This is a genomic window from Streptomyces sp. NPDC007863 (assembly GCF_040633895.1).
Taxonomy (GTDB): domain Bacteria; phylum Actinomycetota; class Actinomycetes; order Streptomycetales; family Streptomycetaceae; genus Streptomyces.
The window spans coordinates 140,383-162,008 of sequence record NZ_JBEYEI010000014.1 but is presented as its reverse complement, the minus strand read 5'-3'; the positions used below and the strand labels follow the sequence as shown (position 1 = coordinate 162,008).

Annotated in this window: 18 protein-coding genes; 8 read left to right on the top strand and 10 right to left on the bottom strand. The window is 72.6% G+C overall.

Annotated elements, in window-relative coordinates; all coding sequences use genetic code 11:
• Positions 1-63: 63 nt before the first annotated feature.
• The gene (locus ABZ621_RS22745) at positions 64-1,329 is read left to right on the top strand and encodes an MFS transporter (protein WP_360607287.1); all 1,266 of its coding nucleotides are present in this window, start codon (positions 64-66) and stop codon (positions 1,327-1,329) included.
• 11 nt (positions 1,330-1,340) lie between these two features.
• Here the strand turns inward: ABZ621_RS22745 and ABZ621_RS22740 are convergent, their stop codons facing one another.
• Positions 1,341-1,907 (bottom strand): NUDIX hydrolase, encoded by a 567-nt coding sequence (locus tag ABZ621_RS22740; RefSeq protein WP_360607285.1) that lies wholly within the window; start codon positions 1,905-1,907, stop codon positions 1,341-1,343.
• A 165-nt stretch (positions 1,908-2,072) separates the two neighbouring features.
• Here ABZ621_RS22740 and ABZ621_RS22735 point away from each other — a divergent pair, with 165 nt between their 5' ends.
• A complete protein-coding gene (locus ABZ621_RS22735) occupies positions 2,073-2,414 on the top strand; it encodes a GNAT family N-acetyltransferase (protein ID WP_360607283.1) in 342 nt (113 codons plus the stop codon).
• A 34-nt stretch (positions 2,415-2,448) separates the two neighbouring features.
• On the opposite strand, the gene ABZ621_RS22730 is transcribed toward ABZ621_RS22735, so the two are convergent.
• Positions 2,449-3,345, bottom strand: a complete 897-nt coding sequence (locus ABZ621_RS22730) for an acetylxylan esterase (protein ID WP_360607281.1) — start codon at positions 3,343-3,345, stop codon at positions 2,449-2,451.
• Positions 3,346-3,490: 145 nt separating this feature from the next.
• Entirely contained in the window at positions 3,491-4,969 is a 1,479-nt protein-coding gene (locus ABZ621_RS22725) for a cytosine permease (RefSeq protein ID WP_360607279.1), read from the bottom strand.
• A gap of 472 nt (positions 4,970-5,441) precedes the next feature.
• Here ABZ621_RS22725 and ABZ621_RS22720 point away from each other — a divergent pair, with 472 nt between their 5' ends.
• Genes ABZ621_RS22720 through ABZ621_RS22710 form a run of 3 tightly spaced genes read left to right on the top strand, consistent with a single transcriptional unit; the run spans position 5,442 to position 9,078 of the window.
• A complete protein-coding gene (locus ABZ621_RS22720; RefSeq protein ID WP_360607277.1) occupies positions 5,442-6,851 on the top strand; it encodes a family 2B encapsulin nanocompartment shell protein in 1,410 nt (469 codons plus the stop codon).
• A gap of 56 nt (positions 6,852-6,907) precedes the next feature.
• Positions 6,908-8,170 (top strand): family 2 encapsulin nanocompartment cargo protein terpene cyclase, encoded by a 1,263-nt coding sequence (locus tag ABZ621_RS22715; protein WP_360607275.1) that lies wholly within the window; start codon positions 6,908-6,910, stop codon positions 8,168-8,170.
• 29 nt (positions 8,171-8,199) lie between these two features.
• Positions 8,200-9,078 (top strand): geranyl diphosphate 2-C-methyltransferase, encoded by an 879-nt coding sequence (locus ABZ621_RS22710; protein WP_360607273.1) that lies wholly within the window; start codon positions 8,200-8,202, stop codon positions 9,076-9,078.
• Positions 9,079-9,132: 54 nt separating this feature from the next.
• Here the strand turns inward: ABZ621_RS22710 and ABZ621_RS22705 are convergent, their stop codons facing one another.
• Positions 9,133-9,969 (bottom strand): glycerophosphodiester phosphodiesterase family protein, encoded by an 837-nt coding sequence (locus tag ABZ621_RS22705; RefSeq protein WP_360607271.1) that lies wholly within the window; start codon positions 9,967-9,969, stop codon positions 9,133-9,135.
• 205 nt (positions 9,970-10,174) lie between these two features.
• Between ABZ621_RS22705 and ABZ621_RS22700 the strand changes: the two genes are divergently transcribed.
• The gene (locus tag ABZ621_RS22700; RefSeq protein WP_360607269.1) at positions 10,175-10,855 is read left to right on the top strand and encodes a helix-turn-helix domain-containing protein; all 681 of its coding nucleotides are present in this window, start codon (positions 10,175-10,177) and stop codon (positions 10,853-10,855) included.
• Positions 10,856-10,976: 121 nt separating this feature from the next.
• The gene (locus ABZ621_RS22695; RefSeq protein WP_360607267.1) at positions 10,977-11,447 is read left to right on the top strand and encodes a hypothetical protein; all 471 of its coding nucleotides are present in this window, start codon (positions 10,977-10,979) and stop codon (positions 11,445-11,447) included.
• A gap of 64 nt (positions 11,448-11,511) precedes the next feature.
• On the opposite strand, the gene ABZ621_RS22690 is transcribed toward ABZ621_RS22695, so the two are convergent.
• From ABZ621_RS22690 to ABZ621_RS22675, 4 genes are all read right to left on the bottom strand, one after another.
• Positions 11,512-12,954 carry a GH1 family beta-glucosidase gene (locus tag ABZ621_RS22690; protein ID WP_360607265.1) on the bottom strand — a complete coding sequence of 481 codons (1,443 nt, stop codon included), beginning with the start codon at positions 12,952-12,954 and terminating at the stop codon, positions 11,512-11,514.
• Between the two features lie 109 nt (positions 12,955-13,063).
• Positions 13,064-13,978: a carbohydrate ABC transporter permease gene (locus ABZ621_RS22685; RefSeq protein WP_360607263.1), complete on the bottom strand. Its 915-nt coding sequence runs from the start codon at positions 13,976-13,978 to the stop codon at positions 13,064-13,066.
• A 3-nt stretch (positions 13,979-13,981) separates the two neighbouring features.
• The gene (locus tag ABZ621_RS22680; protein ID WP_360607261.1) at positions 13,982-14,992 is read right to left on the bottom strand and encodes a sugar ABC transporter permease; all 1,011 of its coding nucleotides are present in this window, start codon (positions 14,990-14,992) and stop codon (positions 13,982-13,984) included.
• Positions 14,993-15,083: 91 nt separating this feature from the next.
• Positions 15,084-16,421: an ABC transporter substrate-binding protein gene (locus ABZ621_RS22675; protein WP_360607259.1), complete on the bottom strand. Its 1,338-nt coding sequence runs from the start codon at positions 16,419-16,421 to the stop codon at positions 15,084-15,086.
• Positions 16,422-16,780: 359 nt separating this feature from the next.
• Here ABZ621_RS22675 and ABZ621_RS22670 point away from each other — a divergent pair, with 359 nt between their 5' ends.
• A complete protein-coding gene (locus ABZ621_RS22670; RefSeq protein ID WP_360607257.1) occupies positions 16,781-17,803 on the top strand; it encodes a LacI family DNA-binding transcriptional regulator in 1,023 nt (340 codons plus the stop codon).
• A 218-nt stretch (positions 17,804-18,021) separates the two neighbouring features.
• On the opposite strand, the gene ABZ621_RS22665 is transcribed toward ABZ621_RS22670, so the two are convergent.
• Both ABZ621_RS22665 and ABZ621_RS22660 read right to left on the bottom strand, forming a co-directional pair.
• On the bottom strand, positions 18,022-19,773 hold the full coding sequence (locus ABZ621_RS22665; protein WP_360607255.1) for a glycoside hydrolase family 6 protein: 1,752 nt from the start codon (positions 19,771-19,773) through the stop codon (positions 18,022-18,024).
• A gap of 53 nt (positions 19,774-19,826) precedes the next feature.
• Positions 19,827-21,404: a cellulase family glycosylhydrolase gene (locus ABZ621_RS22660; RefSeq protein WP_360607253.1), complete on the bottom strand. Its 1,578-nt coding sequence runs from the start codon at positions 21,402-21,404 to the stop codon at positions 19,827-19,829.
• Positions 21,405-21,626: the final 222 nt, after the last annotated feature.

Sequence of the window (21,626 nt, the reverse complement as noted above, 5' to 3'; positions counted from 1 at the left end):
AAGTACCCCATCGTGTCGTTCGGGACACTGGGGACCGTCAAAGGTCCGGACCAGCATCGTCGGGTGACCACCGAGCAGTCAGAACAGCAGACCACCCACGCCCTCCCGGCCGGCCCCCAGGACTCCCCGACTCCCTTGTGGGACCGCCGGTTCGGCCTCTACTTCACCGCCCGCGCGGTCTCCCTCCTCGGGGACGCGATGATGCCCGTGGCCGCCGCGCTCGCCGTCGGCGCGCTGTACGGCGTGACCGGCGTCGGCCTCGTCCTCGGCGCCTGGACCGGCACCTTCGTCCTCCTGGTCCTCTTCGGCGGCGTCCTCTCCGACCGCTTCGGCGCCCGCCGGATGATGGTCGGCGCCGACCTCGTACGCGTCGCCACCCAAGGAGTCCTGGCCGTCGCCTTCTTCACCGGCAGGCCGCCGTTCTGGCTGCTCGTCGCCATGGCGGCGGTGGCCGGGGCGGCCGTCGCGATGTTCCTGCCCGGGGTGAACGGCATGGTCCCGCACGTCGCCCGCGACCCGCACCGGGCCAACGCCACCCTCAAGGTCGCCGACGCGCTCGCCCACCTCCTCGGCCCGGCCCTCGCGGGCCTCCTGATCGTCGTCACCGACGCCGGCACGGTGTACGCCATCGACGCCGCCACCTTCCTCGTCAGCGCCCTCTGCCTCGCCCTGCTGCGCCTCGCCCCACAGGCCGCCGATTCCTCCCAGGCGAAGGGGAGTTCACTCCGGAGGGATCTGCGCCGAGGGTGGCGGGAGTTCCGCGCCCGCACCTGGATGTGGGCGGTCGTCCTCGTCTGGGTCGTCCACGGCGTGCTCGTCTTCGGCCCGCTGGTGCCGCTCGGCTCGGCCCTGATCGGCGACCGCCTCGGCCCGGACGCGTACGGCCTGGCCGTCTCCTTCCTCGGCGCGGGGACCGTGCTGGGCGGACTGCTGGCCCTCCGGCTGCGCCCCGGCCGCCCCCTCGCCGCCGGAGCGGGCGCGATGCTCCTCTACGGCGCGCTGCCGCTCGCGATCGCCCTGGACGCGCGGCTGCCCGTCCTCCTCGCCGCGCACGCGCTGGCCGGGGCGGCGCTCGCCTTCTGGTCGGTGATGTGGGCCACCAGCGTGCAGACCCACACCCCGCCCGAGGTCCTCAACCGCGTCAGCGCCTACGAACTCGCCGGCTCGGTCTCCGGCATCTCCGCCGGCCAGCTCCTCGCGGGCCCCGCCACCGCCCTCACCAGCCCCCACCACTTCCTGCTCCTGTCGGCGGCGACGTGCGTGGCGGCGAGCGCCGCCCTGCTGGCCGTCCCGGCGATCCGCGGGCTCCGCCGCGCGCAGGGCACCTGAGCGCGGGGAGGCTACTCCTCCGACCCGGCGGGCGGCTCGTCCCAGTCCCAGGCGCCGACGTACGCGGCCGTGCCGGTGCGCCGGGCCTCCGCGAAGGCGGTGAGGCGGGCGAAGTCGCGCGGCGGCATCAGGGGCCGCCACCGGGGGAGCGGCAGGACGCGCACCTCGTCGTGTTCCTCCGGGTCGAGCACGAGGCCCTCGATCTGCCGGTCGGTGAGGCGCCCGCCGTCGAAGACGTACCCGGCGGTCGCCAGCGGCCACGCGGCTCCCGGAAGCCCGAAGACGGCGGCCAGCAGCCGGGGCGGCCCGTGCACCACGAGCCCCGTCTCCTCCTCCGTCTCCCGCACGGCGGTCCGCCACGGCCGTTCCCCCGCCTCGGCGGTGCCGCCCGGCAACTGCCAGGGGTGGCCCGGGCTGTAGACGGCGTGGAGCTGCACGGGCCGGTCGTCCATGTCGGTGAAGTACACGGCGCCGAAGAGGGTTGCCTTGGGCAGCGTCGCGACGAACTCGTCGACCGGGAGCATCTCCCGGCACCCCGCCGGGGCGGCGGCGGGGGCGGGGGAGGGCAGGGGGTGCATGTCGGGGCCTCCGGGGTGGGGGGAGCGGAGCGGCTTCGCCGGGTTCAACGAGCCCGCCCCGCTCGGAGTGCACAGCGGTTTCGGCCGTGCGCCCGCCCGCCACCTGCGGATACCGAGGAGTAGGGTGGACGCGCGTCCGACCGCCACGACCCCGAAAGGCCGCCCATGAGCGAGCAGACCGTCGCCCCCGTCGTCCGCCGCGTCGACGAGCGCCACCGGTACGAGATCCTCGTCGACGGCGCCCGGGCCGGGCTGACCGCCTACCGGGACCGCGACGACCGCCGTGTCTTCTTCCACACCGAGGTCGACGAGGCCTACGCGGGCCAGGGCCTGGCGGCGATCCTCGTCCAGCGGGCCCTGGACGACGTACGCGCCTCCGGCATGCGGATCGTGCCGGTCTGCCCGTACGTCGCCAAGTTCCTCAAGAAGCACGAGGAGTTCGCGGACATCACCGACCCGGTCACCCCCGACGTCCTCCAGTGGCTGGACGCCCGCCTGGGCCGTTAGGGGCCGCTAGGGCCCCTGCCCCCTGGGCGAAGGGTCAGACTCCGCCCGGGCCCGGGATCAGCCGGGCGCGTTCGTTGCGGTCCCAGCCCGACCACAGTTCGTCGTCCGCGCAGTAGCCGCAGTCCGGGCCGAAGAAGAACCCGCGCGCGTTCTCGTCGTCCATCAGCCAGAACCGCAGCCACGCCGTGGTCGGCGCGCGGAAGTCGCCGCCGTCCCCGATGGACGACAGGTGTCCGGCGCCCCGTACCTCCCCGTACACGGCCGGCAGGTGGTCCGAGTCGCGGTACAGCGCCTTCACCAGCGCCGGCCACACCGTCAGGTCGCGCTCACCGGCGAGGTAGAAGACCGGTACGCCGGTGAGGTCGGGGTCCGTCAGCGGCCCCGGCTGGATCGGGACCGCCGTGTCCACGCGCGCGTCGACCGCCGCGTTCACCGCCGCCGCCCCGCCCTGCGAGTGCCCCGCCGAGCCGATGCGCGCCAGGTCGACCCGGCCGAAGTACTCGCTGCCCGGGTCGGCGTTCCGCCGCTCCAGGACGTCGATGCCGGCCCGCATGCTCAGCGCGAAGTTCGAGGTGGGCGTGTTGGCCGCGGCGACGATGAAGCCGTGGCTCGCCCAGTGCCGCAGCAGCGAGCTGTAGATCCCGGGCACGGCCCCCGTGCCGTTCCCCCAGATCACCACCGGGTGCCGCTCGCCCGACGCCCCCATCGCGCGCGGGTGGTAGAAGGTGTGCACCACCTCGATGTCGACGTCCACCTCGTAGGGGCCGGGCCGGTCCCAGTCGGTTCCGACCGGCGGGATCCCCGCGGCCGTGGCCGGCGCCGTGGCCGTCGTCGTCGTGTCAGGCTCCGCCGTCGCGGCCGGTGTCGTACCGAGCGTCAGCAGCAGGCCCAGCAGCAGGCCGCCCAGCAGGCGGCTCGTTCTCCCTGGCATGGGAACTCCTCCGTCGTTCCGTGGGGTCGCGCGTCCTCGCGACCGTGGCCAGGGACATCGTGGAGCGGCCCGCCCCGCCTGTCTGTGCGCGCGGGCCCAGTCCTGCGGGAGCGGGACTGTGCACATGCCCAGCCCGGCGGGAGCGTCAGTCGCCCGCCGCGGCGGCCGCGGCGGCGGTGGCCCTCGCCCGCAGGGTCAGCGTCGTGTACAGCCCGCCGGAGACCACCAGGCCCACGAGCCACCCGTAGTCGTCGAGCGGCGCCAGGAAGGGCAGCGGCGGATCCTCGCCCGCCCCGCCCACCGCGAGCACCCCGCCCGCCAGGAAGGCCGCGACGGCCCGCCAGTTCCAGCCGCCCGCGTACCAGTACGCGCCCCCGCGCCGGTACAGCTCGGCCGGGCGCAGCCGGGTCCTGCGGACGACCCAGTACTCGGCGACGAGGATGCCGGACACGGTGCCGAAGAAGCCCTCGACCGTGTCCGCCCACTCGACCACCGGGTAGTCGCCGGTGTCGCGCGTCTGCCACACGACCGCCGAGCCGATGAGCGCCGCCACCACGGCCGCCCCCCGGAAGCGGAGCAGCGACGGGACGGTGCTCGACAGGTCGTACGCCGCCGAGACCAGGTTCATCCCCAGGTTGGTGCAGAGCGTGGCGACGAGCAGCATGACGACGGCGAGCAGGGTGCCGCCGGGCATGTCGCCCAGGGCGTGCCGCACCAGCGGCCCGGAGCCGGCCTCGTACCCGGACCCGGAGATCAGCGCCATCGTGTACAGCAGCATGCCCGTCATCACGAGCGCGAGCAGCCCCGCGACGCCCGGGCGCGGCCCGGAGCCCGTCCCCTCCGTCCGCCGGCGGGCGCCGCCCAGGTGCACGAGGTCGGGCACGGTCAGGCCGACCGCCGCGAACAGGGCCGTCGCGGAGGCCAGGGCCGGCGCGGCCGCCCGCCAGAAGTCCGCGCCCCAGCCGATCGGCCGCTCGGGCACGGGCAGCATCGGTCCCTCCGGGTACACGTACACCCGGAGGTAGGTCACCAGGAGGCCCAGGATCAGCACCGGCGCGGCGAGGTTCGCGAAGACGCGCAGCCCGCTCGGCCCCGTGGTGATGATCCACAGCTGGACGCCGACGAAGACGAGGAACGCCGGACCCAGGAAGCCGCCGAAGTCGTAGAAGTCGTCCCCGGCCGCGAGGAGCATGAGGCCCTGCACGGCCAGGTCCGCCTGGAAGCCGAACCACACGCACGCGGAGGCGAAGCGGAGCATCGCGGGCAGCGCGGCGCCCCGGATGCCGAAGGCGCTGCGCGCGAAGACCGCGAAGGGCACCCCGTACCGGTCCCCGGCGTGCTCCACCAGGAACGACGGCAGCAGGACGAGCAGTTGGGCGATGCCGCAGATCAGCAGGGTCTGCTGCCAGGAGAACCGGTCCTGGCCGGGCATCCCCGAGAGCATCAGGTGCGCGAGGCTCCAGGACACGCAGACCCAGACGGCGGCGAAGTCCCACCAGTGCCAGCGGAACTCCCCGGACCCGGCGGGCAGCAGGTCGGCGTTGGCGTACCTCGGGTCGGGCGCTCCCGGCGCCTGAGCGGGTTCCCGCGCCCCCTGTGCGTACGGATCCGGTAACGCGCTCACACGCTCCCCCCACAACCCCCTGGTCGCACTCCCGTCATCGTCCCACGAACTCCCGCTCGGGGCACAGGAGTCCGCGTTGACGCCCGCCGTTGACTTGTGTGACGGACGGGGCGGGTTGTCAAGAGGGGGCCGGTGGGGTCGACGTGGCCGGAACGCATGCCGTCCGATCGGGGTGCCGGGGTACCCCGATGCCCCCACCGGCCCGCTTGCCGCCCCGCCGCCCCCACGCGTGGCGGAAAGTCGACCGATCGGGCGGTAAACCGGCCCGCGAACAAGATCACTGCATCGAGGTAATGCCCCTCGGCTCCCCGGGCAAAGCGTGCTGACGGACCGTTACTGTTCCCCGGGTCTGGACGGACGGCCTGACCACCTCCCCCCAGACCACCTCCCTCCGTACCTCCATTCCTCCCCTTCGACCGGCCCGGCGTGCCGCCGTGCCCGGTCACACCCTCGCTAAGGAGAGACCGGTCCGATGACCGTCGACACCAGCCCGGAAGCCCAGGCGGCACCCCCGCAGCAGTCCCTCAGCACCCACGCCGCGCGGAACCTCGCCTCCACGACCAAGTCCGCCCCGCAGATGCAGGAGATCACCTCCCGCTGGCTGCTGCGGACGCTCCCGTGGGTGGAGACCAAGGGCGGCGCCTACCGGGTCAACCGCCGCCTCAGCTACACCGTCGGCGACGGCCGGGTGGAGTTCGTCCAGGACGGCGCCACCGTCCGCGTGATCCCCCGCGAGCTCGGCGAACTCGCCCTGCTCCGCGGCTTCGACGACGTCGAGGTGCTCACCGCGCTCGCCGACCGCTGCGTCCAGCGCGACTTCTCCGCCGGCGAGATCATCGTCACCCGCGGCAACCCGGCCGGGGAGATCCACCTCCTCGCCCACGGCCGCGTCGCCCAGACCTCCGAGGGACCCTACGACGAGGACGTCGCCGTCGCCGTGCTCGGCGACGGCGACCGCTTCGGCGAGAACGCCCTGCTCGACGCCGACGCCACCTGGGACTACACGGCCACCGCCGAGACCGCGGGCACCCTCCTCACCCTCTCGCGCGCCGACTTCGCCGCCGTCATGGCGAACGCCCCGGCCCTCCAGGCCCACATCCAGGCGTTCTCCAGCCTCCCCGACCAGGCGCAGAACAAGCACGGCGAGGCCGAGATCGCGATGTCCTCCGGGCACGTCGGCGAGGCCGTCCTCCCCGGCGCCTTCGTGGACTACGAGCTCAAGCCGCGCGAGTACGAGCTCTCCGTCGCGCAGACCATCCTCAAGGTCCACACCCGCGTCGCCGACCTCTACAACGGCCCGCACAACCAGACGGAGGAGCAGCTCCGCCTGACCATCGAGGCCCTCCGCGAGCGCCAGGAGCACGAGCTCGTCAACAACCGCGAGTTCGGCCTGCTGCACAACGCCGACTTCAAGCAGCGCATCCAGACCCACTCCGGCCCGCCCACCCCGGACGACATGGACGAGCTGCTCAGCCGCCGCCGGGGCACCAAGCTCTTCCTCGCCCACCCGCGCACCATCGCCGCCATCGGCCGCGAGTTCAACGCCCGCGGGCTCTACCCGGACCACGTCGACCTCGGCGGCCAGTCCGTGCCGGCCTGGCGCGGCGTCCCGATCCTGCCCTGCAACAAGATCCCGATCACCAAGGAGCAGACCAGCTCCATCATCGCCATGCGTACCGGCGAGGAGAACCAGGGCGTCATCGGCCTGCGCCAGACCGGCATCCCGGAGGAGTTCGAGCCCGGCCTCTCCGTCCGCTTCATGGGCATCAGCGAGCAGGCGATCATGTCGTACCTCGTCACCACCTACTACTCCGCCGCCGTCCTCGTGCCGGACGCCCTCGGCGTGATGGAGAACGTGCAGATCGCCCGCCGCCGCGACTGACACCCCGTCCGTCCCGGATCCGGGACGGACCACCCCACCCAGCAAGGAGCTGACGGATGCCCGACCCCGGGCTCTCCCCCCTGCCGGCGCACCCGCCCGCGGCGGCGGCCCGCCTCGGGGCCGACGTCCTCGCCGCGGCGCTCGCCGGCCCGGCCGCCGAGGCGCCCGCGCCGGCCGCCGCGCCCCGCTGGATCCCCGGCGGACCCAGCGGACTCGGCACGACCGCCCTCTCCCTCGCCCGTCCGGCGGCGGTCCCGGAAGCGCTCCCCGTGCCCGTCCCGGCGCCGGACGCCCTTCCGGAGCCCGCCGGGCCGCCGTCCGCCGCCCCCTCGGCGGCGGAGTGCCGGCCCATCCCGGGCCTCTACTTCCACCCCGTCCCCGACCCCGACCCCGTCCGCGTGGACGAGGTCAGCCGCCGGATCAAGGACTGGGCCCTGGACGAGGTCCAGCTCTACCCGGAGGAGTGGGAGGGGCAGTTCGACGGCTTCTCCGTCGGGCGCTACATGGTGGCCTGCCACCCCGACGCCCCGACCGTCGACCACCTCATGCTCGCCACCCGGCTCATGGTCGCGGAGAACGCCGTCGACGACTGCTACTGCGAGGACCACGGCGGCTCGCCGATCGGCCTCGGCGGCCGTCTCCTCATGGCGCACACCGCGCTCGACCCCGTGCACACCACCCCGGAGTACGCGCCGGCGTGGGCGGAATCGCTCGGCTCGGACGCCCCGCGCCGCGCCTACCGCTCCGCCATGGACTACTTCGTCCGGGCGGCCTCGCCCTCCCAGTCCGACCGCTTCCGGCACGACATGGCCCGGCTCCACATGGGCTACCTCGCCGAAGCTGCCTGGGCCGAGACCGACCACGTGCCCGAGGTGTGGGAGTACCTGGCCATGCGCCAGTTCAACAACTTCCGCCCCTGTCCCACCATCACCGACACCGTCGGCGGCTACGAACTGCCGGCGGACCTGCACGCCAGGCCGGAGATGCAGCGGGTCATCGCCCTCGCGGGCAACGCGACGACCATCGTGAACGACCTGTACTCCTACACCAAGGAACTCTCCAGCCCCGGCGTCCACCTCAACCTGCCGGTGGTGCTCGCCGAGCGGGAGAAGCTCTCCGAGCGCGACGCCTACCTCAAGGCGATCGAGGTCCACAACGACCTCATGCACGCCTTCGAGGCCGCCGCCGCCGAGGTGGCCGCCGCCTTCCCCGTCCCCACCGTGCTGCGCTTCCTCAAGGGCGTCGCCGTCTGGGTCGACGGCAACCACTACTGGCACCAGACCAACACGTTCCGCTACAGCCTGCCCGACTTCTGGTAATCACCGTCCCGCAAGAAATGGATTTCTCTGTGACCACCGAGCTGACCTCCACCGACGCCTCCGCGATCATCCCCGGCCCGGCGACGCCGTACCAGGGCGACATCGCCCGCTACTGGAACGCCGAGGCGCGGCCCGTGAACCTGCGCCTCGGTGACGTGGACGGCCTCTACCACCACCACTACGGCATCGGCGCCGTCGACCACGCCTCCCTCGGCACCCCCGAGGACAGCGAGTACGAGAAGAAGCTCATCGCCGAGCTGCACCGTCTGGAGTCCGCCCAGGCCGAGGTCCTCCTCGACCACCTCGGCACCGTCACCCCCGCCGACACCCTCGTCGACGCCGGCTGCGGCCGCGGCGGCTCCAGCGTCATGGCCCACCAGCGCTTCGGCTGCAAGGTCGAGGGCGTCACCCTCTCCTCCACCCAGGCGGAGTTCGGCAACCGGCGCGCCCGCGAGCTCGGCATCGACGACCACGTCCGCGCCCAGGTCTGCAACATGCTCGACACCCCGTTCGAGAAGGGCTCCGTCACCGCCTCCTGGAACAACGAGTCCAGCATGTACGTCGACCTCGACGACCTGATGGCCGAGCACTCCCGCTTCCTCAAGGTCGGCGGCCGCTACGTCACCATCACCGGCTGCTGGAACCCGAAGTACGGCCAGCCCTCCAAGTGGGTGTCCCAGATCAACGCCCACTTCGAGTGCAACATCCACTCGCGCCGCGAGTACCTGAAGGCGATGGCCGACCACCGCCTGGTGCCCCAGGCCGTGATCGACCTGACCCCCGACACGCTGCCCTACTGGGAGCTGCGCGCCACCTCGTCGCTGGTCACCGGCATCGAGGAGGCGTTCATCGAGTCGTACAAGGACGGCTCCTTCCAGTACGTGCTGATCGCCGCCGACCGCGTCTGATCCCCTGCGCGGCCGGTCAACGGCCGGGTCCGTCCACCACGACGGGCCCGGCCCTCAGCGCTGCCCGGCGCGCGCCGCGTTCCAGCCGGCCAGCTCCGCCGGACGGTCCGTGATCACCCCGTCCACCCCCAGCTCGGCGAGCGCCCGCCAGCGCGCCGGCGCGTCGACCGTCCACACGTTCACCGCCACCCCCGCCGCACGCAGCTCCGCCACCACACCCGGCCGGGCCGACAGACCCCGGTCCGACACGTGGTACGCGGCCAGGCCGAGGTCCCGCGCCACCGCCACCGGATCCTCGTCGAGCCGGTCCCGCAGCAGCGCCCGCGGCAGCTCCGGCGCCAGCTCCCGCGCGTACCGCAGCGACACCGCGTCGAAGCTCTGCACCACCACCCGCTCCGCCATCCGCTGCTCCCGCACGTCCCGCACGATCCGCGCCACCTCCGCCCGGGTGTGCGCGCCCTTGACCTCCAGGAGCAGCCGCCCGCCCCGCTCCCGCAGGTCCGCCAGCTGCGCGGCGAGCGTCGGCACCCGGGCCCCGGCGAAGGACGGCGCGAACCAGGCACCCGCGTCCAGCGCGTCCAGCTCCGCCGAGGTCAGCTCCCGCACCGCGCCCGAACCGTCGGTCGTCCGGTCCACCGTCGCGTCGTGCACCACGTACGGCACCCCGTCCCGGCTCGGCCGGACGTCGTTCTCGATCCACTCCGCCCCGCCCCGGCGCGCCACCTCGCCCGCGACCAGCGTGTTCTCGGGCGCCGCCGAGGACGCGCCCCGGTGGGCGATCACCGTGAGGGTACGGGCCGGGGCCGCGGTCGGCGCGGGGGCGGCCACCAGGAGCGCGGCCAGCGCGGCACCGGCGAGCGCGGCGCGGCGGCGGAGGCGTACGGGAGTCACGGCCGGTGACCCTACCGGCGGCCCCGGACCGTACCGCCGCGACGCACCGGTGCCGAACCCCTCGGTGATGCGTCCGGGTCTGCGGCATCGTGGGAGGGCGCCCGGAGCCGTGCCATGGGGGACACCGGCCGGGCCGAGAGACAAGGGGACGCCACCCATGGACCACGGGACACGACCGAGACCCGTCGGCGCGGAGCGGGACGGCATGCCGGACAGGCCCGGACGCGGCCGGGGCGTGCTCGAAGGCGCCTTCGCCCTCCTCGACGCGCTGCGCCGCCGCGGCGACGAGGCGGGCGTCACCGAACTCGCCCTCGCCTGCGGGGTGCCGAAGGGCAGCGCCCACCGGCTGCTCGACCAGCTCGTCACCGTCGGCGCGGTGGAGCGGTGCGGCTCCCGCTACCGCGTCGGACCGCAGCTCTACCGCCTCGGACAGGCGTGGGAGCCGCACCCGGGGCTCCGGCTCGCGGCCCGGCTGCCGGTGCAGCGGCTGCGCGCCGCGACCGGCGCCAGCGTCGTCCTCGCCGTGCTCCGCGAGGACCAGGCCATCGTCGTCGCCTCCGCCCCGGGCGAGCTGGAACCGCTGGTGCCGGTGCGCGACGGCACCGCGTTCCGGCTCGACACCGCCGCCGGACACGCCCTGCGCGGACCGCTCAGGGGCGGGCCGGTCCTCGACCGGGAGGACGTGATGGACGGCGTGTGCTGCGCCGCCTTCCCCGTCCGGGGCCGGGACGGGCGGACCGTCGCCGCGCTCGCCGCGATGGTGCCGGCCGGGCGACGGCTCGACGCGCTCGGCGAGGCCGTCGCCGGCGCGGGGGCCGCCCTCGGCCGCGCCCTGGCCCGCGGGGTGCCGCACCGGTCCGTCCCGCCGGCCGCGCTCGCCCCCTGATCCCGGTTCCGTTGAGCGGAACGCGCGTAGAGCGAGGCCCGGGCCCGACGGCACAGTAGGGGACGTGCCGGGGGAACGGCACGGAAGAGAAGCGAACGAACACCTTCGGGGGAGACACACCATGCGCAAGAACCGGGCCGCACGCATCGCCGCCACCGCCCTCCTCGGACTCGGCAGCCTCGCCGCCTTCGCCGGCACCGCCCACGCCGAGCCGATCGACTACGTGCGGATCGAACTCGTCGAGCTGCACTGCCAGAAGAACAGCGAGGGCGACCACGACGAGGCCTACCTCAAGATCACCGACGCCAACGGCAACGCCGTCAAGGTCTGGCCGGGCAACGGCCTCAAGTACCAGACCATGGGAACCGGTTACGTCCGCTCCATGGCCGACGGCAACGGCAGCGCCGCGCTCATCCTGGGCAAGCAGCAGGCCCGCACCCTGACGCTGTGGGACTACGACTCCACCAGCGGCGACGACAAGCTGGGCGCCACCCTCGTCACCGGCAGCGAGGCCGGCGCCGAGACCCAGTGGCGCAGCGTGGAGGGCTCCGGCGGGATCTACGTCATCGGCTACCGGGTCATCGACATCTGATCATTCGCCAGAAAGGCCTGGTGGCGGTGCCGGTGACGACCGGCACGGCCACCAGGCCGTGGGCTCAGACCGCGTCGGGCGCCTGCAGCTCGCCCGAGCGGGCCACGCCCGCGTACCAGCGGGCGCTGGTCTTCGGGGTGCGCCGCAGGGTGTCGTAGTCGACGTGGACCATGCCGAACCGCTTCGCGTAGCCGTACGCCCACTCGAAGTTGTCGAGGAGCGACCACAGGTAGTAGCCGCGGACGTCGATGCCGTCGGCGATCGCCCGGTGCACCTCCGCCAGGTGCGCGTGCACGTAGGCGGTGCGCTCCGGGTCGTGCACCCCGCCGTCCTCGCCGACCACGTCCTCGTACGCGGCGCCGTTCTCGCTGATCACCAGCGGCAGCCCCGGGTACGCCTCCGAGGTTCGGCGCAGCAGGTCGTACAGGCCGCTCGGGTCCACCGGCCAGCCCATCGCCGTCCGCTCGCCGGGCGCGCGGTGGAAGGCGACCGAGTCGGCGCCCGGCCACGGCGAGTGGGCGCTGTCGCCGTGCCCGTCGTCCTGCGGCTTCTCCTCGCCCTCGGCGACGTGCGCCACGAGCGTGGGCGCGTAGTAGTTGATGGCGAGGAAGTCCAGCGGCTGGTTGGCCGTCGCCGTGTCGCCGGGCTGCACGAAGGACCAGTCGGTCAGGTGGCGGGTGTCGGCGATCAGGTCCTCGGGGTAGGCGCCCTCCAGCATCGGGCCGAGCCAGACGCGGTTGCCGACGGCGTCGATCCGGCGGGCCGCCTCCACGTCCTCGGCGGCGCCGCTGCGCGCCCGCACCTCGTGAAGGTTGAGCGAGACCGCGATCTGACGGTCCGCCGGCAGCGAGGCGCGCAGCGCCTGGACGGCGAGCCCGTGGCCGAGGTTGAGGTGGTGCGCGGCGCGCAGCGCGGCGACCGGGTCGGTGCGGCCGGGGGCGTGCACCCCGGAGCCGTACCCGAGGAAGGCGCTGCACCAGGGCTCGTTGAGCGTGGTCCACCGCTTGACGCGGTCGCCGACGGCGTCGGCGACGATCCCCGCGTACTCGGCGAACCGCTCGGCCGTCGCCCGCTCGGGCCAGCCGCCCGCGTCCTCCAGCTCCTGCGGCAGGTCCCAGTGGTAGAGGGTGAGGGCCGGCTCGATGCCGGCGGCGAGCAGCTCGTCGACGAGCGACCGGTAGAAGTCCAGGCCCTTCTGGACGGCCGGGCCCCGGCCGGTGGGCTGGACGCGGGACCAGGAGACGGAGAACCGGTAGGCGTTCAGGCCGAGTTCGGCCATGAGCCCGACGTCCTCGCGGAAGCGGTGGTAGTGGTCGACGGCCACGTCCCCGGTGTGGCCCTCGAAGACCTTGCCGGGGGTGTGGGAGAAGGTGTCCCAGATGGACGGGGTGCGGCCGTCCTCACGGGCGGCCCCCTCGATCTGGTAGGCGGCGGTCGCCGCGCCCCAGAGGAAGTCGGAGGGGAACGTGCGGGTGGCGGTGAGCGGCCGGGTCTCGGACGCGGTCATAGGAGGGCGCTCCCAACGCGGGGTACGGGTCGGCCCGTGACGGGTCCGGCGACTGCGGCGGACCCGTACGGAGCCGAGAGGGTGGCGGTACGGAGAGGAGGGCGGCCGGTCAGCTCTTGACCGCGCCGGCGGTGATGCCGCCCACGATGTGCTTGCCCAGGAAGGCGAAGACCAGCAGCAGCGGCACGGTCGATATCAGCGCGCCGGTCAGGACGATCGCGTGGTCGACGGTGTGGTTGCCCGCGCCGAGGCCGGCGAGCGCGACCTGGAGGGTCGGGTTGCCGTCCGGGGTGAGCGCGATGAAGGGCCAGAAGAAGTCGTTCCAGGCCTGCACGAAGACGAGCATGCCGAGCACCGCCATCGCCGGGCGGGCCACCGGGAAGACCACGTGCCAGATGATCCGCAGGCTGTGCGCCCCGTCCATGCGGGCCGCCTCGACCAGCTCGACGGGGAGCGCCTCGACGAGGAACTGGCGCATGAAGAAGACGCCGAAGGCCGCGACGAGCGAGGGCAGTACGACCGACTGGAGCTGGTCGAACCAGCCGAGGTCGGTGATGATCTGGTACAGCGGGATGACGCTGAGCTGCGGCGGGATGGTCATCGTGGCGACCACCAGCGAGAGCAGCATGCCACGCCCCTTGAAGGGCAGTTTGGCGAAGGCGAAGCCGGCGAGCGTGGAGAAGAGGACGGTGGAGGCGGCCACCAGGCTCGCCACGACCGTGGTGTTGATCAGCGCCTCGCCCATGTCGACCTGGTCCCAGGCGAAGGTGAGGTTGTCGAGGAGACGGGAGCCGGGCAGCAGCGGCGCGGGGGCCTGGACCACCCGGTCGCCGGTGTGCGAGGCGGCGACCACGTTCCAGTACAGCGGGAAGAGCGAGACCACCGTGGCGATGACGAGCAGCACGTAGGTGAGCGGTCCCGCGTGGTGCTGCCGGCCCGCGGTCTGGCGGAAGCGGCGGCGCGGCGGGCGCTCTCCGGCCGTCTTCGGTTCGACGGCGGGCGTGGAGTCGAGGGTGCGGGCCATGGGTCAGTCCCCCAGCTTCTTGCGGTTGCGGCGGGAGACGAGGGCCTGGATGCCGCCGATGAGCAGCAGGAGCGCCAGCATGACCCAGGCGATCGCCGAGGCGGAGCCCAGCGCGCCGGTGATCCAGCCCTTTTCGTACATCAGGAGGCTCAGGGTCTGGAACTGGTGGCCGCTGCCGCCGCTGATGCCGACGCTGCCGCCGAAGAGCATCGGCTCGCCGAAGAGCTGGGTGGCGCCGATGGTGGAGACGATGATCGTGAAGAAGATCGTCGGCCGGATGGAGGGGATGGTGACGCTGAGGAACTGGCGCCAGCGGGAGGCGCCGTCGAGCGAGGCGGCCTCGTAGAGGTCCTGCGGCACGGCCTGCATGGCGGCCAGGTAGATCAGCGCGTTGTAGCCGGTCCAGCGCCAGGTGACGATGACGGAGATCGCGATCTGCGCCGGCCACTTGGAGTTCTTCCAGTCGATCGGCCCGATCCCGAACCAGTCGAGCAGGCTGTTGATCATGCCGTAGTCGGTGTTGAAGAGCTGGGCGAAGACCAGCGTCGCCGCCGCGATCGAGGTGGCGTACGGGGCGAGGATCGCGACCCGGAAGAAGCCGCGGCCGCGGAGCTTGTAGTTCAGCAGGTGGGCGAGGCCGAGGGCCATCAGCAGCTGCGGGACGGTGGAGATGACACCGATGGTGAAGGTGTTGAGGAGCGCGTTCCAGAAGAACTCGCTGGTGGCGAGGTCGGTGTAGTTCTCCAGGCCCTTCCACTCGGGGGTGCCGCCGAGCTCGACCCGGTTGAGCGAGAGCCAGCCCGTGTAGATCAGCGGGAAGAGGCCGAAGGCGGCGAAGGTGAGGAAGAAGGGCGTGATGAAGACGTACGGGATCGCCTTGACGTCCCAGCGGTAGAGGGTGCTGCGCCAGCCGCCCGGGCCGGAGCGGCGGCGCCGGCCGCGCGGGGCGGGCGGGGAGGGCGGTGCGGGGGGCGGCGGGGTGCCGCCCCGCTCCGCCCGTACGGAGGTGGCCACGGGTGGCGTCCTTCCAGGTCGATGCGTGCGGTGGTGCGGACGGCGCCGGCCCGCCGCCGGCAGGTGGCGGCGGGCCGGCACGCGGTCCCCGCTACTGCTGGATCTTGTCGTCGACCAGCTTCTTGACGTTCTCCCAGGCCTTGGCCGGGTCGGTGCCGCGCTGCTCGATGTCGAGGATGCCGTTGTCGGTGAGGAAGGTCTTCACCTGGCCGTCGTAGCGGCTGATGACGGCGGGGGTGATGCCGGCCGCCGCCGAGGAGAAGATCTTGCCGACCGGGGTGTCGCCGAAGTACGGCAGCTTGGCGTTCTGCACCGCCGGGGAGAGGAGGGTGTCCTTGGAGGACGGGATGTTGCCGTTCACCGCGAAGACCTTGGCGTGCTGCTCGGGGGCGGTCAGCCAGGCCGCGAGCTCGGCGGCCTCCTTCGGGTGCTTGCTCGCCTTGGGAACGCCGAGGAAGGCGCCGCCCCAGTTGCCGGCGACCGGCGGCGCGGCGATGTCCCACTTGCCCTGGTTGGCGGGGCCGGCCTGGTCCTTGATGATGCCGGTCATCCAGGACGGGCAGGCGACGGTGGCGAACTTGGAGTTCTTGAAGGCGGCGTTCCAGGTGCCCGCCTCGTCGAACTGGCGCAGCTTGGCGGTGAGTCCGCCCTCGGCGGCCTTGACGCCGAGCTCCCAGGCCTTCTTCACGCCGGGGCTGTTCTCCCAGTCGAGCTTCCCGCTGGAGTCGGCGTACTGGACGGGGTCGCTGGAGAGCACCGCGTTGAACAGGCCGCTCGCGGAGTCGTGGAAGGCGGTGCCGGCGGGCGCCTTCTTCTTGTACGTCTCACCGACCGTGAGGAACTTCGCCCAGTCGCCGCTCCACAGCTTGCCGACCTCTTCGCGCTCGGTGGGCAGTCCGGCCTTGGCGAAGAGGTCCTTGTTGTAGCAGACCGCCATGGGGCCGATGTCGGTGCCGAGGCCGATGACCTTGCCGTCGGCGGTGGTGGCCTGCTTGACCTTCCAGTCGAGGAACTTGGAGGTGTCGGCGCCGCCCTCCTTGACGACGTCCAGCCACTTGGCGGCCATGGTCGGGCCGGTGGCCTCGGCGATGTAGCCGACCTCGATCGCCTGGATGTCGGCGGTGCCGCTGTTCTGGGAGAGGCGCAGCTTCAGGGTGTCCCAGTACTTCTGACCGTCGGAGACGTTCGACTCCTCGATCTTGATGTTCGGGTGGAGCCGCTCGTACTCGGCGTAGAGCTTCGCGCCGGTCTTGTTGTCGTAGCCGAACGAGCCGAAGGTGCCGACGCGCAGGGTGATCTTCCCGCCGTCCTTCCCGGCCTCGTCGTCCTTGTCGCTTCCGCAACCGGTGAGCAGGACCGTCCCGGTCACCACTGCGGCGACCGCCGCGGCGGCCGTGCGGCGTCCGCGTCTGCTGCTGGAAGTGCCCATTCCACTCTCCTCGTCCAAGGTGGTGCTCGTTGTGCGCCAAGAGGTCCGGCCGGCTGCTCGCGGCTCGGCGGGCCCTGCGCGGACCTGATGCAGGCTGTGCCGCCCCCCGATGGGAGCGCTCCCACGTCGTTGCCGGAAGGTTGCCGCCGGGTGGGTGGGGGTGTCAAGACATGAACGCGGATTCGTTACCGGAAGGTGTTCCGCGGGTTTCCGGAGCCCCCGGCGCCGGTCTTCACGTCATCTCCTGAACGCGCGCGTGGCGGATTCGCGTCGCCGTACTCTAGGGTGGGAGCGCTCCCATCCCGGTGTGCCCGGCTCTGGCGAGCGGCACGAGGTCCGACGAGGGGAGCACGGCGACGGTGAACGGACGGCAGAACAGCAGACCCACCCTGGAGCAGGTCGCGGCCCGCGCCGGAGTCGGCCGGGGCACCGTCTCGCGGGTCATCAACGGCTCCCCGCGCGTCAGCGAACAGACCCGCGCCGCCGTGGCCCGGGCCGTCGCCGAACTCGGCTACGTCCCCAACCAGGCCGCCCGCGCCCTCGCCGGCAGCCGCACGGACGCCGTCGCCCTCGTCATCCCCGAGGCCGAGGCGCGGCTCTTCGCCGAGCCCTACTTCCTTGACCTCATCCGCGGCGTCAGCGCCGAACTGGCCGAGGCCGACAAGCAGTTGCTGCTCACCCTGGTCCGCAGCGAACAGGAGCGGCAGCGCTTCGAGCAGTACCTCGCCGCCCAGCGCGTCGACGGCGTCCTGCTCGCCTCCGTGCACGGCGACGACCCGCTCCCCGACCGCGTCCGCGAACTCGGCATCCCGGTCGTCATGAACGGCCGCCGCTCCGAAGCCGAATCCGTCGCGTACGTCGACTCCGACAACATCGGCGCCGGCCGCGCCGCCGTCGCCCACCTCGTCGGCCGCGGGCGGCAGCGCATCGCCACCGTCACCGGCCCCCTGGACATGTACGTGGCCCGGGCCCGCCTCGGCGGCTACCGCGCCGGCCTGGCGGAGGCGGGCCACGCCCCCGACGAGGGCCTGGTCGCCGCCGGCGACTTCACCGAGGACGGCGGCCGCTCGGCCATGCGCGAGCTCCTGGAGCGCCGCCCCGGCCTGGACGCCGTCTTCGCCGCGTCCGACGTCATGGCCGCCGGCGCCCGGGCCGCCCTCCGCGAGGCCGGCCGGCGCGTCCCCGAGGACGTCGCCCTCGTCGGCGTCGACGACTCCCCGGTCGCCCGCCTCATGGACCCGCCGCTCACCAGCGTCCGCCAGCCCATCGAGGAGATGGGCCGCACCATGGCCCGCATGCTCCTCGACGACGCCTCGGGCACCCGGGAGGACACCCCGAAGCGCGTCCTGCCGACGGAACTGGTGGTCCGGGAGTCCTGCTGACGGGATTCCCGCCGACGGGTCTTCTGCCGGGGGGCGTCTCGCCGACGGGCCCTTTGGCGGGGGCGCCTTGCCCACGGGCCACTTGCCGAGGTGCCACCCGCCGGCGGACGGCATGCGAGAGGCCGGACGGGGTTCCCGGACCCGTCCGGCCTTGGTCGCTTCCCCACGGGGGCGCCGTCCCGGTCCCGCCGGGCCGGGACGGCGCCCCCTGTGAGGGGTTACAGCGCGGGGTGCGCGTTCTTCATGAGCTCCTGGAACTGGGCCGAGAACCACTGGCCCGAGATCGGGGCGTCGGGGAGCGCGCCGGACATGCTGTTGCCGTTACGGGCGTTGCCCGTGTAGGTCGGGTCGCACATGCGGTCGAAGCCCTTGCCCTCGGTGTTCGGGATCTCCTTCGACGCGCCGTCGGACTCGCCCGGGGGCTTCATCCAGACGTACGCGTCGATGCCCGCGGCGGGAGCCGCCTGGGGCCGCTCGCCGAGGCCGGCGCCGGACTGGTTGCACCAGTTGCCGAGGTGGATGCGACGGTCGTAACGGCCGCCGTTCACATAGGTGTCGACGCTGGTCAGGGCACCCGGGCCGGTGGGCCGGGCGGTGCCGCCCCAGCCGTTGCGGGAGGTGTCGATCAGCATGCCGAGCTTGCTGTCGAAGCCGAGCGAGACGAGCTTGTCGCGCATCGCCTGGGCGTAGGACAGCTCGTCCGTGTACTGGTTCCAGTCGATCCACTTCGACGTGCGCACGGAGGTGCCGTTGACGCTGTCGGAGATCTTGAAGTGGTCCTCCTTCAGGGCGCTGTAGTTGGCCGTGTTCACGATGAAGCCGTGGACGTTGGCGACCGTGGAGCCCTCGGCGGTCGCGGCCGTCTTGAACAGCTCGGCGGAGGGACCGAAGTTGGAGTCCCAGCCCAGCCAGCCGTGGTGGCCCGCGTCGACGTAGTTGTAGACGTTGGGGATCGCGCCGAGCTTGTTGAGCGCGTAGCCGACGCCCTTGATGTAGTTGCCGTTCGCCTTCATCACGTCGCAGTTCTCGGTCGCGGTGGGGCGGCCGGAGACGTTGGTGACGAGGTTCGGGAGCGAGTCGATCTCGACCGTGGTGACGATCCGCAGGCCCGCGTACTTCGGGTCGGCGAGGATCGCGGCGATCGGGTCGATGTACTCGCTCTTGTAGCGGTCGATCTCCGTCGGGCCCAGCTCGCCGTTGGAGGCGAGCGCGGCACAGTCGCGGCCGGGCAGGTTGTAGACGACCAGCTGGACGACCAGCTCGCCGGAGCCCTTCTGCACCAGGGCCTCGTCGAGGTGGGCGCGCAGGCCCCGGGCGCCGGGCGTGCCGTTGATGGCGGCGATGCGGTCCATCCAGACGCCGGTGGGCTGGTCGGCGATCCGGCTGCCGCCCGGCTCCGCCGCGGCCTTGGCGCGCCAGTCCGGGTTGACGTACACCTTGGCCCCGGCGTACGGGTTGTCGGCCTTCGCGCCCGGCGGGGTGGTGGGCGGCGTCGTCGGCGGGGTCGTCGGCGGCGTGGTGGGCGGCGTGGTCGGCGGGTCGGTCGGCTGGGTGGCGGTGTTGCAGGTGACGCCGTTCAGCTTGAAGGTGGCGGGCACCGCGTTGGTGCCGCTGTAGGAGCCGTTGAAGCCGAAGGACGTCGAACCGCCGGTCGCGAGCGCCCCGTTGTAGGACATGCTCTTGGCGGTGACGGCGGCGCCGGACTGGGTGATGGTGGCGTTCCAGCCCTGGGTCACCTGCTGGTTGCCGGCGTAGGACCACTCCAGGGTCCACGAGGACGTCGGGTCACCGGTGTTGGTGACGACGACGTTGGCGCCGAAGCCGGTGCTCCACTGGTTGGTGACGGAGTAGTCCACCTTGCAGCCGGGGGTGGCTGCGCCGGCGGTGGAGCCGAAGACCGTGGCGGTCGCTCCGGACGCTGCGATGAGGCCGAGGGCCGCCAGGAGGGCGGTACGGCTGGTGCGGCTCATGGGGGTGGTGATTCCTTTCTGGGGATTCTTCGGATGTACGGGACCGGCGGAGGTCACGGGGCGAGGGCGCGCAGGTGGTCGCGCAGCCCGATGCCGAATGCGGTGGGGGTGCCGTCGTACGAGGTGATCAGCGCGGGACCGGAGTTGCAGTTCCAGGTGTTCCAGGTCCAGCCCAGGTACGAGAGCCCGCGGTCGTCGAACCACTTCATGACGCGGTCGACGAACGCGTGTCCGCAGGTGTTCTCGCCGATCTCGCCCGCGAGGAGGGGCACTTGTGCGGCCACGGGGGCGAGGGTGTCGTTCCAGCACGTCTCGGTGGAACAGGTGTTGAAGTTGTAGACGTGCCAGGCGGCGGCCAGGTTGGCCGCCGGATCCGTGGGGCGGTACGTGAGCCACTGGCTCAGGTCGTTGGAGTACGCGATGCCCGGGACGAGGACGAGGTTCTTCGCCCCCGTGGCGCGGACCGCGTCCACCAGGTCCTGCATGCCGGCGACCTCGTACCCGATGCCGGGGCAGGTGCCGCCGTCGCGCCAGCAGGTCCATGCCTGGGTCGCGGTGGAGGTCGCCCGGTCCGGATAGGGCTCGTTGAAGAGGTCGAGGACGACCCGCTTGTCGTTCTTGAAGGTGTTCGCCACCGAGGTCCAGAACGCCGGGGTGTACTGGGCGTTCGGCATCGGCTTCTGGCAGCTGGCGTGCACGTCGGCGCAGCCGGAGGAGTTTCCGGTGTACTGGCCGTGGGTCCAGTGCAGTTCGACGACCGGGGTCATGCCGTGGGCGAGGACCTTGGTCACCAGGTCCTTGACGGCGTCGATGTAGTTCGTGCCCCGGTACTCGGGCTTGATGTTGTCCAGGCCCAGCCAGCACTCCTCGTTGAGGGGGATGCGGACCGTGTTGGCCTTCCAGTCGGCGATCGCCTTGACGGACGCGTCGTCGACCGGACCGTCCCAGATGCCGTAGCCCTGCACGCACATGAACTCGCCGCCGGAGCGGTTGACCCCGAGGAGCCGGCGGACCGCACCGTTCTGGTCGGTGAACTTGTTGCCGGTGACGGTGAGTTCGGGCGCGCCGGAGACCGGGGTGGGCGGCGGCGAGGTGGGCGGGGTGGTGGGTGGTGTGGTCGGGGGAGTGGTGGGCGGGGTGGTCGGAGGGTCGGTCGGGGGAGTCGTGGGCGGAGTGGTCGGAGGCGTACTGGTGGGCGGAGTGGTCGGCCCGTCCACGTTGCAGGGCACACCGCCGAGCGTGAACGCGGTCGGGGCCGTGTTGGCCCCCGTCCACGAGGCGATGAAGCCCGTCGTCACCTGCGCGCCGGAGCCGAGAGAGGCGTTCCAGCTCTCGTTGGCGACGGTCACGGCGGCGCCGGACTGGGTCCACTTGCCGCCCCAGCCCTGGCTGACCTGCTGGCCGGCCGGGAAGGAGAAGCCGAGGCTCCAGCCGTTCAGCGCCGTGCTGTTGTTCGTGACGGTGACGGCACCCTGGAAGCCTCCGGTCCACTGGTTGGTGACCGAGTACTCCACGGTGCAGACGGGTGCGGCCGCGGCTCCTGAGGCCGTACCCACGACGGCGAGCGCGGTGCTCGCCATCGTGACCGCTGCCCCTGAGAGCAGCGCGGTGAGACGTGGGGGTCGTCGCATGAGCGAGTCCTCGCAGCGAGGGCACGCTTCCTACGGCGTGCCGACTGGATGGAATCGCTCCCACTGGTCGGGCAGACCGTAGCGGCAACGGCGGCCAAGCAAAAGAGGAGTTGGGGAAATTGCTCGTCGTTTGCCTTCGACTCTTCACGCATCTTGACGTGGTTGCGTCACGCTTGCACAGTGGGAGCGCTCCCACTGGTTCATGGCTTGTTCACGCACCCC

What these genes read in the sequence shown, in the direction of transcription:
- ABZ621_RS22740 (WP_360607285.1), bottom strand. Translation starts at nt 1,907, where the DNA reads ATGCACCCCCTGCCCTCCCCCGCCCCCGCCGCCGCCCCGGCGGGGTGC.
- ABZ621_RS22735 (WP_360607283.1), top strand. Translation starts at nt 2,073, where the DNA reads ATGAGCGAGCAGACCGTCGCCCCCGTCGTCCGCCGCGTCGACGAGCGC.
- ABZ621_RS22730 (WP_360607281.1), bottom strand. Translation starts at nt 3,345, where the DNA reads ATGCCAGGGAGAACGAGCCGCCTGCTGGGCGGCCTGCTGCTGGGCCTG.
- ABZ621_RS22720 (WP_360607277.1), top strand. Translation starts at nt 5,442, where the DNA reads ATGACCGTCGACACCAGCCCGGAAGCCCAGGCGGCACCCCCGCAGCAG.
- ABZ621_RS22715 (WP_360607275.1), top strand. Translation starts at nt 6,908, where the DNA reads ATGCCCGACCCCGGGCTCTCCCCCCTGCCGGCGCACCCGCCCGCGGCG.
- ABZ621_RS22700 (WP_360607269.1), top strand. Translation starts at nt 10,175, where the DNA reads ATGCCGGACAGGCCCGGACGCGGCCGGGGCGTGCTCGAAGGCGCCTTC.
- ABZ621_RS22695 (WP_360607267.1), top strand. Translation starts at nt 10,977, where the DNA reads ATGCGCAAGAACCGGGCCGCACGCATCGCCGCCACCGCCCTCCTCGGA.
- ABZ621_RS22690 (WP_360607265.1), bottom strand. Translation starts at nt 12,954, where the DNA reads ATGACCGCGTCCGAGACCCGGCCGCTCACCGCCACCCGCACGTTCCCC.
- ABZ621_RS22685 (WP_360607263.1), bottom strand. Translation starts at nt 13,978, where the DNA reads ATGGCCCGCACCCTCGACTCCACGCCCGCCGTCGAACCGAAGACGGCC.
- ABZ621_RS22675 (WP_360607259.1), bottom strand. Translation starts at nt 16,421, where the DNA reads ATGGGCACTTCCAGCAGCAGACGCGGACGCCGCACGGCCGCCGCGGCG.
- ABZ621_RS22665 (WP_360607255.1), bottom strand. Translation starts at nt 19,773, where the DNA reads ATGAGCCGCACCAGCCGTACCGCCCTCCTGGCGGCCCTCGGCCTCATC.
- ABZ621_RS22660 (WP_360607253.1), bottom strand. Translation starts at nt 21,404, where the DNA reads ATGCGACGACCCCCACGTCTCACCGCGCTGCTCTCAGGGGCAGCGGTC.